This is a genomic window from Klebsiella sp. Q2, assembly GCF_009900705.1.
GTDB classification, from domain to species: domain Bacteria; phylum Pseudomonadota; class Gammaproteobacteria; order Enterobacterales; family Enterobacteriaceae; genus Klebsiella; species Klebsiella quasipneumoniae.
Map to the genome: position 1 here is coordinate 244,534 of NZ_JAAABE010000006.1, position 14,214 is coordinate 258,747.

At 58.5% G+C, this 14,214-nt stretch carries 11 protein-coding genes; 3 read left to right on the top strand and 8 right to left on the bottom strand.

Annotated elements, in window-relative coordinates:
- Nucleotides 1-15: 15 nt before the first annotated feature.
- Nucleotides 16-1,953, bottom strand: coding sequence for a murein transglycosylase (gene sltY / locus GT756_RS21695; RefSeq protein WP_004204212.1), 1,938 nt, complete (start codon nucleotides 1,951-1,953; stop codon nucleotides 16-18).
- 228 nt (nucleotides 1,954-2,181) lie between these two features.
- On the opposite strand from sltY, the gene ettA reads away from it, so the two are divergent.
- On the top strand, nucleotides 2,182-3,849 hold the full coding sequence (gene ettA / locus GT756_RS21700; protein ID WP_004204211.1) for an energy-dependent translational throttle protein EttA: 1,668 nt from the start codon (nucleotides 2,182-2,184) through the stop codon (nucleotides 3,847-3,849).
- 339 nt (nucleotides 3,850-4,188) lie between these two features.
- Here ettA and nadR read toward each other — a convergent pair whose 3' ends face one another.
- From nadR to serB, 3 genes are read right to left on the bottom strand one after another with little or no spacing between them, the layout of a single operon-like run.
- Complete coding sequence (gene nadR, locus GT756_RS21705) at nucleotides 4,189-5,421, bottom strand: multifunctional transcriptional regulator/nicotinamide-nucleotide adenylyltransferase/ribosylnicotinamide kinase NadR (protein ID WP_004886547.1); 1,233 nt, start codon at nucleotides 5,419-5,421, stop codon at nucleotides 4,189-4,191.
- A 21-nt stretch (nucleotides 5,422-5,442) separates the two neighbouring features.
- Nucleotides 5,443-6,825 carry a DNA repair protein RadA gene (radA, locus tag GT756_RS21710; RefSeq protein WP_002887800.1) on the bottom strand — a complete coding sequence of 461 codons (1,383 nt, stop codon included), beginning with the start codon at nucleotides 6,823-6,825 and terminating at the stop codon, nucleotides 5,443-5,445.
- A gap of 9 nt (nucleotides 6,826-6,834) precedes the next feature.
- Nucleotides 6,835-7,806, bottom strand: a complete 972-nt coding sequence (serB, locus tag GT756_RS21715) for a phosphoserine phosphatase (protein ID WP_004886545.1) — start codon at nucleotides 7,804-7,806, stop codon at nucleotides 6,835-6,837.
- A gap of 104 nt (nucleotides 7,807-7,910) precedes the next feature.
- Between serB and GT756_RS21720 the strand changes: the two genes are divergently transcribed.
- Both GT756_RS21720 and lplA read left to right on the top strand, forming a co-directional pair.
- Nucleotides 7,911-8,558: a YtjB family periplasmic protein gene (locus GT756_RS21720; RefSeq protein WP_004886544.1), complete on the top strand. Its 648-nt coding sequence runs from the start codon at nucleotides 7,911-7,913 to the stop codon at nucleotides 8,556-8,558.
- Complete coding sequence (gene lplA, locus GT756_RS21725; protein ID WP_064178542.1) at nucleotides 8,558-9,574, top strand: lipoate--protein ligase LplA; 1,017 nt, start codon at nucleotides 8,558-8,560, stop codon at nucleotides 9,572-9,574. Before GT756_RS21720 ends, lplA begins: the two co-directional genes overlap by 1 nt.
- Before the next feature lie 89 nt (nucleotides 9,575-9,663).
- Here the strand turns inward: lplA and deoD are convergent, their stop codons facing one another.
- From deoD to deoC, 4 genes are all read right to left on the bottom strand, one after another.
- A complete protein-coding gene (gene deoD, locus GT756_RS21730; RefSeq protein ID WP_004886539.1) occupies nucleotides 9,664-10,383 on the bottom strand; it encodes a purine-nucleoside phosphorylase in 720 nt (239 codons plus the stop codon).
- A gap of 103 nt (nucleotides 10,384-10,486) precedes the next feature.
- Entirely contained in the window at nucleotides 10,487-11,710 is a 1,224-nt protein-coding gene (deoB, locus tag GT756_RS21735; RefSeq protein WP_004886536.1) for a phosphopentomutase, read from the bottom strand.
- 52 nt (nucleotides 11,711-11,762) lie between these two features.
- Nucleotides 11,763-13,085: a thymidine phosphorylase gene (deoA, locus tag GT756_RS21740; protein WP_032431297.1), complete on the bottom strand. Its 1,323-nt coding sequence runs from the start codon at nucleotides 13,083-13,085 to the stop codon at nucleotides 11,763-11,765.
- A gap of 109 nt (nucleotides 13,086-13,194) precedes the next feature.
- On the bottom strand, nucleotides 13,195-13,974 hold the full coding sequence (deoC, locus tag GT756_RS21745) for a deoxyribose-phosphate aldolase (protein ID WP_004886530.1): 780 nt from the start codon (nucleotides 13,972-13,974) through the stop codon (nucleotides 13,195-13,197).
- Nucleotides 13,975-14,214 lie beyond the last annotated feature (240 nt).

The window sequence follows — 14,214 nt, forward strand, 5'->3', positions numbered from 1 at the left end:
CATACTTCCCGGCGATCAGTAACGCTGCCGCCACTCCGCATCGCTGAAGAGCTTATCCTGCTGTCCCATAAAGTAGCGATAGTAGGCGTCATAGGAGAGGACATTCTTCACGTAGCCGCGTGTTTCCGAGAACGGAATACTCTCGACAAACGCCACGGCGTCGATCCGTCCGGCGCTGTTCCCCTGCCAGGTGCGTACCCGACCCGGCCCGGCGTTATAGGCCGCCGAGGCGTAGATGCGGTTATTACCGAACTGCTGGTAAACGTACTGCAGATAGCTGGTGCCGATGTTGATGTTGGTTTCCGGATCCAACAGCTGCGACGGGCCGCTGTAGCCGGGAATGCTGAACATGCTGACGGTATGCGTCGCGGTGCCCGGCATAATCTGCATCAGCCCGCTGGCGCCGACCGGCGAGCGCACTTTCGGGTTCCAGGCGCTCTCCTGGCGGGCAATCGCCATCGCGTAGCTCTGCGGAATATCTTTACCGCTGATATAGCGGGCAAACAGATCGTTATAGGCCAGCGGGAAGCGCTCCTCCAGCTGATCCCACAGTTTTCCGGCGATCGTCGCCTGCACGCTCAGATCCCACCAGTGTTGATCAAAAGCGTAACGCGCGAGCTGCGCCTGCTGGGATTTACTACGGCTGGTGACCAGGTTCGCCCATTCAGTGCGCGCGGTGTTATCCATATTCCAGTACATCAGCTCGCGCACCCGGGCCATCTCCGGACCGGAGGCCAGCGCCGGATCGAGCGTGCCAATCGCTTTATCAATGCGGAAGGTATACTCCTCGCCGAGACGCTGCGCAGCGACCATCGGGTAGAAACCCCGCTGCTGCATCAACGACCGGAGGATCGCCTGCGCTTCCTCGTCCCTGCCGCGCTCCAGCAACAGATCCGCCTGCCAGTAGCGCCATTCGTCTTTCTCTTTCGCCTCCATCGGCAGGCGCGCCAGCCAGGTATTCAGACCATGGCGATCGCCCGTCCCCAGCGCCATCCGTACCCGCCGCTCCACCAGCGGCGTGGACTGCGAGCGCATAATCGCATCGTCGCGCCAGATGGCCTGCTCTTCGGTCACATCGTTCCCCATCAGGCGCCAGGCGACAATATCGCGTAGCTCCTGGGTCTGATCCTCATTGAGCTGCTGGGCCTGCACCAGCGAAGGGATCATCAAACGGGCATTTTCCACATCCTGACGGGCGACGCTGGCGAAAGCGACGGCGGCCATCTGGCGGGTAAAGTCCGTCGCCCCGGTGGTGCGGGCAAAGGTCAGAACGCTGTTAGGATCGTTAGCCAGGGCGACCACGGCGCTGGCGATGCTCTGGTAGTTGGCAGGCATCTGCTGGGCCAGCGATTTCACCAACCCAATATTGCCGGCCTTCATCGCCAGGCGGATCCGTTCGAGATAGGCCAGCGGATCCTGTTGGCCGGAGTCGCGCCAGGCGCTGAACAGCGGTTCACAGGCGCCGGGCTGGTTCTTGCCCGTCAGCCAGAGCGCTTTCGCTCCGCTCCAGGCCTCCTGCGACTGACCCACGCTCAGTTTGGCGTAGTAGTAGTTGCACTGCGCCTCGGTGCTGGTCGGCTTATCGGGGCTAAACGCCAGCAAGCCGCGCCAGTCGCTGCGACGGGCCAGTTCATTCACGAAGCGCGAACGTAATGAACGCGCCGGGGGCAGCGTCGGGTTGGCGTCAATAAAGTTTTTCACCACCAGCGCCGGCTGGTTCATCAGATCGTCGGTAATCTGCCGGTACTGCAAATAGGGATACAGGGGATAGGTGCTTAACGTGGGCATCAGCTGGTCAACCACATCCATCTGCCGGTTATCCCACGCCTGCTTAATTTGTGCGTAGCGGCTGCGCTGTTCATCCAGTGAATCCGCATGCGCCAGCTGACTCAACGCCAACAGACCAACGCTGGCAGCCAAAAGATGCCACGCCATTTTTTTGGCTTTTTCCACAAGCTCTTCCTCTTTCAGGTGCATTTTCGCAGCATCGTGCCGCTTAAAAGCCCCTGCCGGTTCGGCAGGCGGCTTTACTTATGCTAATCAGACAACGCTAAACGCGCCATGTCCTGAACATTTTTTTACGCTTCTGTGAATCCTGTCGCCTCGCTGGGATTAGCGCGCGAAAAAGGCTACACTTCGGCTTTGAACTATCTATCAAAATAGAAAGAGGCGAAGTCCAACGTGGCTCAATTCGTTTATACCATGCATCGTGTCGGCAAAGTGGTTCCGCCGAAACGTCATATTTTGAAAAATATCTCCCTCAGCTTTTTCCCTGGCGCGAAAATCGGTGTGCTCGGTCTGAACGGCGCCGGTAAATCTACCCTGCTGCGCATCATGGCCGGTATCGACACCGAGATCGAAGGTGAAGCGCGTCCGCAGCCCGGCATTAAAATTGGCTACCTGCCGCAGGAGCCGCAGCTCAACCCGGAGCACACCGTGCGCGAGTCCGTGGAAGAAGCGGTCGCCGAAGTGGTTAACGCGCTGAAGGGTCTGGACGAAGTCTATGCCAAATACGCCGAGCCGGATGCGGACTTCGATAAGCTTGCCGCACAGCAAGGCAAGTTCGAAGAGATTATCCAGGCGCACGACGGCCACAACCTGAACGTGCAGCTGGAGCGCGCGGCCGACGCCCTGCGCCTGCCGGACTGGGATGCGAAAATCGCTAATCTTTCCGGTGGTGAACGCCGCCGCGTCGCGCTGTGCCGCCTGCTGCTGGAAAAACCGGATATGCTGCTGCTCGACGAACCGACTAACCACCTCGACGCCGAGTCCGTCGCCTGGCTGGAACGCTTCCTGCACGACTTCGAAGGCACCGTGGTGGCGATTACCCACGACCGTTACTTCCTCGATAACGTCGCCGGCTGGATCCTCGAACTTGACCGCGGCGAAGGTATTCCGTGGGAAGGCAACTACTCCTCCTGGCTGGAGCAGAAAGATCAGCGTCTGGCGCAGGAAGCTTCTCAGGAAGCCGCACGCCGCAAATCCATCGAGAAAGAGCTCGAGTGGGTACGCCAGGGCGCGAAAGGCCGTCAGTCTAAGGGCAAAGCCCGTCTGGCGCGCTTTGAAGAGCTTAACAACGTTGAATACCAGAAACGTAACGAGACCAACGAACTGTTCATTCCGCCAGGCCCGCGTCTGGGCGATAAAGTTCTGGAAGTCAGCCATCTGCGCAAATCCTACGGCGACCGCGTGCTGATCGACGATCTGAGCTTCTCGGTACCGAAAGGCGCTATCGTCGGCATCATCGGTCCGAACGGCGCGGGTAAATCCACCCTCTTCCGCATGATGTCTGGCCAGGAACAGCCAGATTCCGGCACCATCACCCTGGGTGAAACCGTTAAGCTGGCTTCCGTCGATCAGTTCCGCGACGCGATGGACAACAGCAAAACCGTGTGGGAAGAAGTGTCCGGCGGCCTGGATATCATGAAGATCGGCAACACCGAAATGCCGAGCCGCGCCTACGTGGGCCGCTTTAACTTCAAAGGCGTCGACCAGGGTAAACGCGTTGGCGAGCTGTCCGGCGGTGAACGCGGTCGTCTGCACCTGGCGAAGCTGCTGCAGGTCGGCGGTAACGTCCTGCTGCTCGATGAACCGACCAACGACCTGGATATCGAAACCCTGCGCGCGCTGGAAAACGCCCTGCTGGAGTTCCCGGGCTGCGCGATGGTTATCTCGCACGACCGCTGGTTCCTTGACCGTATTGCCACCCACATTCTGGATTACCAGGATGAAGGTAAGGTGGAGTTCTTCGAAGGTAACTTTACCGAGTACGAAGAGTACAAGAAACGCACTCTCGGCGCCGACGCGCTGGAGCCGAAGCGAATCAAGTACAAACGTATCTCAAAATAAAATGCAAAAAGGCAACGTAAGTTGCCTTTTTTAATGTTTGCTCCCTCTCCCAGTGGGAGAGGGCCAGGGTGAGGGCAAGGTAAAAGTAAAAAGGCAACGCAAGTTGCCTTTTTTAGGGTTTGCTCCCTCTCCCACCGGGAGAGGGCCGGGGTGAGGGCAAGGTAAAAGTAAAAAGGCAACGCAAGTTGCCTTTTTTAGGGTTTGCTCCCTCTCCCACCGGGAGAGGGCCGGGGTGAGGGCAAGGTAAAAGTAAAAAGGCAACGCAAGTTGCCTTTTTTAGGGTTTGCTCCCTCTCCCACCGGGAGAGGGCCGGGGTGAGGGCATCAGCCCGCAGAGGATCTACCCCTGCTCCCCCATCAGCTGCTTCACCAGCTCGACGCAGCGCAGGAAGCGCGTATCATAGTCCGACTCCTTAACATGGACGAACTCGATCTCATTCTCTTTCAGCAGCGACACCAGCAGCGACTGAAACTCTTTACGATCCACCGAACTCCCAAGACTGCGTAACCCATCAGCCACCCACGGGGTGTTGTTCTCCAGCAGGATCACCAGGTCAAAGCGGTATTCATCAATCAGCGCCTGCACGAACGGGTGCTCACGCCCCTCGTACTTCAGACAGAACGCCTGAGTACTGACGAAGTCGGTATCGATAAATGCCACCTTGTTGGCATATTTCACTGCGAAATCAATATACTGGGCATGCCCGAGGGCAATTTTATCGTAATCAGAATACTGGAGCGCCATCTCATCGCCGCCGAGATGCGAAAAGACATAATCCCGGCCATATTCCCAGGCGCTGGTAGTATTGAAGATATTGGCGAGCTTATTGACCAGCGTTGATTTACCGCTCGACTCGCCGCCGAGGATCGCCACCGTCCGCACAAAGAACGGTTTCACTTCCGTCGGAATATATTCCCAGTAGCGGAACGGGTTCTCGCGGATCTGGCCGCCGCTAATATTCATAAAGGTCCGCTTAGGATCGATAAGCACCGTCTCGATCCCCAGATGCTCAAGGTACTGCGGCGCATCGGCCTCTTCCGAGGTATAGATCCGGTTCGGCTCGATCCCTTTTTCGCTCATAAAAGCGCGGATCCCATGACTCCACACATCCCAGCCGTGCGGATAGGGCTCCATCCCCTCTTCATTGAACGCATGGATGCGAATATTCTTCTGATATTTAAAGGTCTGCAGCAGCCAGCGCAGGCGGTCAGGCACCGTTGGCTGCTGCGACATGGCGCTCTCTTCAAACAGCTCGCGGTCGCGGGTATCGTCATAACCCATGATGATATGCAGCTCATCGACCTGGCTACAGGCGCGTTGAATCAAATAGATGTGCCCGGTATGCAGCGGGTAAAACTTACCAAACACCACGCCGACGCTTTTCTGTCGGCGGGGAAACTCCAGCCCGAGGAAGCGATGCAGCGCTTCAAGCTTCTGCGCGCTCGGGCTTTTGATTTTGGCGTTCAACAGCTGGCTGAGATACCCCTTGGTCATCCCGCTGGCTTCCGCCACCTGCTGCAGGGTACAGCCTTTCTGCTTTATGGCGCTTTTTAAATAGTCAAATGACGACATCGCTAATCTCCTTTTAACTTATTATAAGTCGTCAAAAACGCTTAGCGCGTCTGAAAGCTTTTTCACACCAAAGATTTGCATGCCTTCCGGCACTTTTTTCGGCACATTGGCCGCCGGGACGATGGCGCGGCGGAAGCCATGCTTCGCTGCTTCGGAGATACGCTCCTGACCGCTCGGCACCGGGCGAATTTCGCCGGCCAGCCCCACTTCGCCAAAGACCACCAGGTCCTGCGGCAGCGGGCGATCGCGCAGGCTGGAGACCATCGCCAGCAGTAGCGCCAGATCGGCGCTGGTTTCCGTGACCTTCACCCCGCCGACCACGTTGACGAAAACGTCCTGATCGGCCATCTGCAGGCCGCCGTGGCGATGCAGCACCGCCAGCAGGATCGCCAGACGGTTCTGTTCCAGCCCCACCGCCACGCGGCGCGGGTTGGACATCATCGAGTGATCCACCAGCGCCTGGATCTCCACCAGCAGCGGGCGGGTCCCTTCCCAGACCACCATCACCGAGCTGCCGGAGGTGATTTCATCTCCCCGGCTGAGGAAGATAGCGGACGGGTTGCTCACTTCGCGCAGCCCCTGCTCGGTCATGGCGAAAACGCCCAGCTCATTCACCGCGCCAAAGCGGTTTTTGTGGCTGCGCAGAGTGCGGAAGCGGGAGTCGGCATCGCCGTCCAGCAGCACCGAGCAGTCAATACAGTGCTCCAGCACCTTCGGGCCGGCCAGCGAACCGTCTTTGGTGACGTGGCCGACCATAACGATTGCCACGCCGCGAGTTTTGGCAAAGCGCGTCAGATAGGCCGCCGTTTCACGTACCTGGGCGACGCTGCCCGGCGACGACTGAACGTCGGCCATATGCATCACCTGGATTGAGTCGATCACCATCAGCTGCGGTTTTTCTTCATCGGCAATCTGACAGATCTGCTCAATGCTGGTTTCCGAGAGCATGTTCAGGTTCGCCGTCGGCAGCCCAAGGCGATGGGCGCGCATCGCCACCTGCTGAAGGGACTCCTCCCCGGTGACGTACAGCGTTTTCATCCCTTCCGCCAGCTTGCACAAAGTCTGCAGCAGCAGGGTCGATTTCCCCGCGCCGGGGTTGCCGCCAATCAGGATCGCGCTGCCCGGCACCACGCCGCCGCCGAGTACGCGATCGAACTCTTTAAACCCGGTGGAGAAACGCGGCAGCGCTTCCAGGCTGATGTCTGACAGCTTCTGCACCTTCGAGACGCCGGCGTTACCGGCGTAGCCTGACAAACGCTCGTTTCTCGCCACCTGCGGCGACGCGGCGATGCGCATCTCGGTGATGGTATTCCAGGCATGGCAGGCGCTGCATTGCCCCTGCCACCGCGGATAATCCGCACCACATTCATTACAGACAAATGCGCGTTTTGGAGCTTTCGCCACGTTTACCTCTTACTTTTGGTTCATGCTGCCCGAGAGAATACAGAATACCCCCATCAGGTCAGCGTGGCGGATAGTCACTTCCGCCTGTTCATTCACTTTAGGCTTCGCATGATACGCGATGCCAAGCCCGGCAGCCTTAATCATCGGCAGGTCGTTGGCGCCATCGCCGATGGCCACGGTCTGCGCCGTTGGGATCTCATACTTTTCCGCCAGCTTACGCAGCGTATTGGCTTTGTATTTGGCATCGACGATATCGCCGAGCACGTTGCCGGTAAGCTTACCGTCGCGGATCTCCAGTTCGTTGGCGAACACCGCGTCGAGATGCAGTTTGTCGCGCAGATACTCCGCAAAGAAGGTAAAGCCGCCGGAGGCGATCGCCACCTTCCAGCCCAGCGTTTCCAGCTTGAGCACCAGCTGCGCCAGGCCCGGCATCAGCGGTAGCGCGTCGCGAACCTGCAGCAGAATGTTGGCATCGGCGTCTTTTAGCGTCGCCACGCGCTGGCGCAGGCTGGCGGTGAAGTCCAGCTCGCCACGCATCGCCCGCTCGGTCACTTCTGACACCAGCTCGCCGGTGCCGGCCAGTTTCGCGATCTCATCGATGCATTCAATTTGGATCGCCGTGGAGTCCATATCCATCACCAGCAGCCCTGGGGTGCGCAGATGGGGAATTTTACCCAATGGCGCGACGTCCAGCCCCGCCTCATGCGCCAGTCGCGTCGCACGCGGGGTAAGCGAGCCCGCCAGGCGGATCACCTGGTAATCCTCGACCACCCAGGAGGCGACGATCACTAACGCGGCGCCCAGCTCGCGCTGCCACGCCGTCAGACGGCGTTTATCCAGCCCACGTCCGTACAGCAGCCAACCGCTGCGCCCGGCGTGATAATCCAGCGGCATGACCTCGTCACCGCTCAGGGAAAGCGGCAACCCAGGCCACAGGGAAACGTCTTCAGGCAGGTCGCACCAGGTCAAACTGTTAGGCATTACGGCTCCACATCTCTTCATTCAGGCGAGGAAAATAACGCATGAGGCTACCTTGTAACCAGCGCTTCTGGCAACATTAAGCTGCAAATTTTCAAAGGTGGAATATGGTTCGCGCAAAACTGAAATTCCGGCTGCATCGTGCGGTCATTGTCCTTATCTGTCTCGCCCTGCTCGTCGCGCTGATGCAGGGCGCCTCGTGGTTCAGTCAGAACAGTCAGAAACAACGCAATCCGCAGCTGGAAGAGCTGGCCCGCACGCTGGCGCAGCAGGTGGTGCTGAATCTCGCGCCGCTGATGCGCAGCGAGACGCCGGACGAGAAGCGCATCCATCAGCTGTTGACGCAGCTCACCCACAACAGCCGCGTACTTGACGCCGGGGTATATGACGAACAGGGCGACCTGGTGGCGCGCTCTGGCGAAAGCGTCGAGGTTCGCGACCGGCTGGCGCTGGATGGTAAGAAAGCCGGCGGCTACTTCAACCAGCAGGTTGTCGAACCGGTGCCGGGAAAAAATGGCCCGCTGGGCTATCTGCGTCTGACCCTCGATACCCATACTCTGGCGACCGAGGCGAAGCAGGTGGATAATACCACCAATATCTTACGCCTGATGCTGTTGCTGTCCCTGGCCATCGGCGTGGTACTGACCCGCACGCTGCTGCAGGGCAAACGCACCCGCTGGCAGCAATCGCCCTTCCTGCTCACCGCCAACAAGCCGGTTGAGGATGAAGACGATGAAAAGAAAGGAAATCTATAATGTCCACACTGCGCCTCCTGCTTTCTGACTCTTACGACCCGTGGTTCAACCTGGCGGTCGAGGAGTGCATTTTCCGCCAGATGCCCGCCACCCAGCGGGTGCTGTTCCTGTGGCGCAATGCCGATACCGTGGTCATCGGCCGCGCGCAGAACCCGTGGAAGGAGTGTAATACCCGCCGAATGGAAGAAGATCATGTGCGGCTGGCCCGTCGCAGCAGCGGCGGCGGCGCGGTGTTCCACGACCTCGGCAATACCTGCTTTACCTTTATGGCTGGCAAACCGGAGTACGACAAAACCGTCTCCACCGCTATTGTGCTGGCGGCGCTCAATTCACTCGGCGTAACCGCCGAAGCCTCCGGGCGCAACGATCTGGTGGTCAAAACCAACAGCGGCGACCGCAAAGTCTCCGGCTCCGCCTATCGTGAAACCATGGACCGCGGTTTTCACCACGGCACCCTGCTGCTCAACGCCGATTTAAGCCGTCTTGCCAACTACCTCAACCCGGACCAGAAAAAGCTGCAGGCTAAAGGCATTACCTCGGTGCGCGGGCGAGTGGCGAATCTGGTTGAGCTACTGCCGGGCATTACCCATCAGCAAGTTTGCGAGGCGATCCAGGAGGCGTTCTTCAGCCATTACGGCGAACGGGTAGACGCCGAGGTGATCTCCCCGGACAACACGCCGGACCTGCCGAACTTTGCCGACACTTTCGCTCGCCAGAGCAGCTGGGAATGGAACTTCGGCCAGGCGCCCGCCTTTTCCCACCTGCTGGACGAGCGCTTCCCCTGGGGCGGCGTCGAGCTGCATTTTGACGTTGAGAAAGGACATATCACCCGCGCGCAGGCCTTTACCGATAGCCTGAATCCGGCGCCGCTGGAGGCGCTGGCGGCACGCTTAGTCGGCTGTCAGTATCGGGCTGAGGTTTTGCAGCAGCAGTGTGAGGCGCTGGTCGGCGATTTCCCGGAGCAAGAAGCGGAACTGAAAGAGCTGTCGGCATGGATTGCCGGCGCAGTGCGCTGATAAAAAAAGCCGGATGGCGGCTACGCCTTATCCGGCCTACAGATTTGACTCAAGCCCGGTAAACAAAGCGCTACCGGGCTATACCACGCTTACTCCTGGTCGCCCAGCAGTACCGATTCCAGCGCGATTTTAATCATGTCGTTGAACGTGGTCTGACGCTCCGCGGCAGTGGTCTGCTCGTGGGTACGAATATGGTCAGACACGGTGCAGATGGTCAGCGCTTTCGCCCCGAACTCCGCCGCCACGCCGTAGATACCCGCCGCTTCCATTTCCACGCCCAGGATGCCGTATTTTTCCATCACGTCGAACATGGACGGGTCCGGGGTATAGAACAGGTCTGCGGAGAAGATGTTGCCGACGCGCGCGTCAACGCCCAACGCTTTCGCCGCGTCTACCGCGTTACGCACCATGCCGAAATCGGCAATCGCCGCGAAGTCATGGTCTTTAAAACGCAGACGGTTCACTTTGGAGTCGGTGCAAGCGCCCATGCCGATCACCACGTCGCGCAGTTTGACGTCTTCGCGCACTGCGCCGCAGGAGCCAACGCGGATGATTTTCTTAACGCCGAAATCGGTGATCAGCTCTTTGGTGTAGATAGAGCAGGACGGGATACCCATCCCGTGGCCCATTACGGAGATTTTGCGGCCTTTATAGGTGCCGGTGAAGCCCAGCATGCCGCGCACGTTATTCACTTCACGCACGTCTTCGAGGAAGGTTTCGGCAATGTGCTTGGCGCGCAGCGGGTCGCCCGGCATCAAAACTACGTCAGCGAAATCGCCCATTTCTGCGTTAATGTGAGGAGTTGCCATCTTCAGTTCCTTTTATATTGTTGTTTTTGCCGGGTGGCGGCTACGCCTTACCCGGCCTACAAAATAGTAGGCCCGGATCGCTGTGCGCCACCGGGCAATGACCTCAGAACATGGCTTTGCCATATTCCATGTCAGACGTACCAAAGTATTTCGCGATAGTCTGGCCGATGTCCGCGAAGGTTTCACGGTGACCGAGCGAACCTGGTTTCACTTTCGGGCCGTACACCAGCACCGGAATATGCTCGCGGGTGTGGTCGGTACCGGTCCAGGTCGGGTCGCAGCCGTGGTCGGCGGTGAGGATCAGAATGTCGTCTTCCCCTACCAGCTCCATCAGCTCCGGCAGACGACGGTCGAACAGTTCCAGACCCGCCGCGTAGCCGGCGACATCGCGACGGTGGCCCCAGGAGGAGTCAAAGTCGACGAAGTTGGTGAAGACGATAGTCTCGTCGCCAGCTTCCTTCATCTCTTTAATGGTTGCGTCGAACAGCGCGTCCAGCCCGGTGGCTTTCACTTTTTTGGTGATGCCGCAGTTGGCGTAGATATCCGCTATCTTACCGACAGACACCACGTGGCCGTTCTTCTCGTCAACCAGCTTCTGCAGCACGGTCGGCGCCGGCGGTTCGACCGCCAGATCGTGACGGTTGCCAGTACGCTGGAAGTTGCCGGCTTTATCGCCGATAAACGGACGGGCGATGACGCGGCCAATGTTGTAGCCGCCTTCGGTCAGCTCTTCACGGGCGATTTCGCACAGCTCATACAGTTTGTCGAGGCCAAAGGTCTCTTCATGACAGGCGATCTGGAATACGGAGTCAGCGGAGGTATAGAAAATCGGTTTACCGGTTTTCATATGCTCTTCGCCGAGCTGATCGAGGATCACCGTCCCGGAAGAGTGGCAATTGCCGAGGTAGCCCGGCAGGTTGGCGCGTTTCACCAGCTTATCCAGCAGCTCCTGCGGGAAGCTGTTTTCGTGATCGCTGAAGTAGCCCCAGTCAAACAGTACCGGCACGCCAGCGATTTCCCAGTGGCCGGACGGCGTATCTTTACCAGAAGAGAGTTCATGCGCCCAGGCATAGGCGCCAATCACTTCGGCATTGCCATCCATTCCGGCGGCAATTTTACCGGTGGAGCCTTCATGCGCTTTCACCAGCCCCAGACGGGTCAGGTTCGGTAAATTCAGCGGGCCTTTGCGGCCGTGGTCAGCTTCGCCTTTGGCGCAGGCTTCCGCAATGTGACCCAGCGTATCGGCGCCGACGTCGCCAAAGCGGTCTGCGTCTTCCGTTGCGCCAATCCCAAAGGAGTCCAGCACCATGATAAATGCACGTTTCATCTTGTTCTCCATACATCTTGCGCTGCAAAAAAGCGATCAGATCAGTATATCGCTATTCAGTGATACGGCGATAGACTGTCGGTGTAATTTCCGGAGCTTTATCGTCCAGTTTAATGGCCGCTTTGACCGCTTTCGCGGCCTCCTGCCAGCTGTTCTCGTCTTTGGCATGGATCACCGCCAGCGGACGCTGTCCGTCCACGCGGTCACCCAGACGCGCCATCTCGGTAAAGCCAACGCTATAGTCAATGGTATCTGATGCCTGACGGCGGCCGCCGCCCATAGAAACCACTGCCATGCCCAGCGCGCGAGTGTCCATTGCGCTGATAAAACCTTCGGTATCAGCATAGACTGCTTTGCTCAGCATCGCCGTCGGCAGATAATGATCATAATTCTCGACAAAGTCGCTCGGTCCTTTCTGCGCCGCGACCATACGACCAAAGACTTCCGCCGCTTTACCGTTATCCAGTACCGCCTGCAGCTTCGCGCGCGCATCGGTATCGTCCGCCGCCAGCTTGCCGGAAATCAGCATCTCCACACACAGCGCCATCGTCACGTCGAACAGGCGCGGGTTGCGGTATTCGCCGGTCAGGAACTGAACCGCTTCGCGAACTTCAACGGCGTTCCCGGCGCTGGAGGCCAGCACCTGGTTCATATCGGTCAGCAGCGCGGTGGTGCGCACGCCGGCGCCGTTGGCGACCCCGACGATCGCTTCCGCCAGCGCGGCGGAAAGCTCATAAGTCGGCATAAACGCGCCGCTGCCGACTTTAACGTCCATCACCAGCGCATCCAACCCTTCCGCCAGCTTCTTGGCAAGGATCGAGGCGGTGATCAGCGGGATGGAGTCCACCGTCGCGGTAATATCGCGGGTGGCATAGAAACGTTTGTCCGCCGGAGCGAGGGAGCTGGTCTGCCCGATAATCGCCACGCCGACATCTTTAATAATCTCGCGGAAGCGGTTGTCGTCCGGGAAGATATCGAAGCCCGGGATCGCTTCCAGTTTATCCAGGGTACCGCCGGTATGGCCGAGGCCGCGGCCGGAAATCATCGGCACATAGCCGCCGCAGGCGGCCACCATCGGCCCCAGCATCAGCGAAGTGACATCCCCGACGCCGCCGGTGGAGTGTTTATCGACGATCGGGCCGTTAAGGTTGAGGCTTTTCCAGTCCAGAACGGTACCGGAATCCCGCATCGCCATGGTCAGCGAAACGCGCTCCGGCATAGACATATCATGGAAGAAGATGGTCATCGCCAGCGCGGCGATCTGCCCTTCTGAGATAGTATTGTCGCGGATGCCGTTGATGAAAAAGCGGATCTCTTCATCGCTTAATGCCTGACCATCACGTTTTTTACGAATAATTTCTTGTGCGAGAAACACGGTAACCCCCATGAGGAATCGGGTGAATGGTGGCGGGTGGCGCTACGCTTACCCGCCCTACGATCCTGTAGGCCGGATAAGTGAAGCCTCATCCGGCAATGTCTGACAATCAGTAGCTGCTGGCGCTCTTGCCGTCGCCGTGACCCAGGGCTTTCAACAGGCTGGCCAGCAGGCTGGAGGCGCCAAAGCGGTAGTGACGAGCATCGGCCCAGTCGGCGCCAAACAGCTCATCGGCGATCGCCAGGAACTGCTGCGCATCTTCCGCGCTGCGCACGCCGCCCGCCGGTTTGAAGCCAACGGTTTTCTCAACGCCCATATCACGAATGACTTCCATCATGATGCGCGCGCTTTCTGGCGTGGCATTCACCGGCACTTTACCGGTCGAGGTTTTGATGAAATCGGCCCCGGCTTTGATAGAGATTTCAGACGCTTTACGGATCAGCGCTTCTTCTTTCAGCTCACCGGTTTCGATGATCACTTTCAGCAGCACGTTGGCCGCCGCGCAGGCCTCTTTACAGGCTTTCACCAGCTCGAAGCCGACCTGTTCGTTACCGGCAATCAGCGCGCGGTACGGGAAAACCACGTCCACTTCATCAGCACCGTAAGCGATCGCCGCGCGGGTTTCCGCCAGAGCAATGTCGATATCGTCATTACCGTGCGGGAAGTTGGTGACCGTGGCGATGCGGATATCCGGCGTTCCCTGCTCGTTCAGCGTCTTACGGGCAATCGGGATGAAGCGCGGATAGATACAGACCGCCGCGGTGTTACCCACCGGGGTTTTCGCCTGATGACACAGGGCAATCACCTTCTCATTGGTGTCGTCGTCGTTCAGGGTGGTCAGGTCCATCAGTTTTAACGCGCGCAGGCTGCTTGCTTTTAAATCAGTCATTTCATACTCCGCCGGCGCAGTGCCGGTTCAATAGTTTGTTCACCTTGCGAGTCTGTTACTATTGTAACATTCACTCGCTGTTACACTTCGACATTCATCACAGTTAATGAAAACTACTTACTAATTTGCATTACTGTAATGTGATTTTAATCACGAAACATCGGTGCATACCGCGACAATTATCATCACGCCCCTCTTAAGCATAATCAAAACTCTGCAACCAATGGGGATGTGACAATT

Excerpts from the sequence above, each read along its gene's own strand:
- deoB (WP_004886536.1), bottom strand. The coding sequence starts at position 11,710 with ATGAAACGTGCATTTATCATGGTGCTGGACTCCTTTGGGATTGGCGCA.
- deoD (WP_004886539.1), bottom strand. The coding sequence starts at position 10,383 with ATGGCAACTCCTCACATTAACGCAGAAATGGGCGATTTCGCTGACGTA.
- serB (WP_004886545.1), bottom strand. The coding sequence starts at position 7,806 with ATGCCTAACAGTTTGACCTGGTGCGACCTGCCTGAAGACGTTTCCCTG.
- GT756_RS21720 (WP_004886544.1), top strand. The coding sequence starts at position 7,911 with ATGGTTCGCGCAAAACTGAAATTCCGGCTGCATCGTGCGGTCATTGTC.
- nadR (WP_004886547.1), bottom strand. The coding sequence starts at position 5,421 with ATGTCGTCATTTGACTATTTAAAAAGCGCCATAAAGCAGAAAGGCTGT.
- deoC (WP_004886530.1), bottom strand. The coding sequence starts at position 13,974 with ATGACTGATTTAAAAGCAAGCAGCCTGCGCGCGTTAAAACTGATGGAC.
- lplA (WP_064178542.1), top strand. The coding sequence starts at position 8,558 with ATGTCCACACTGCGCCTCCTGCTTTCTGACTCTTACGACCCGTGGTTC.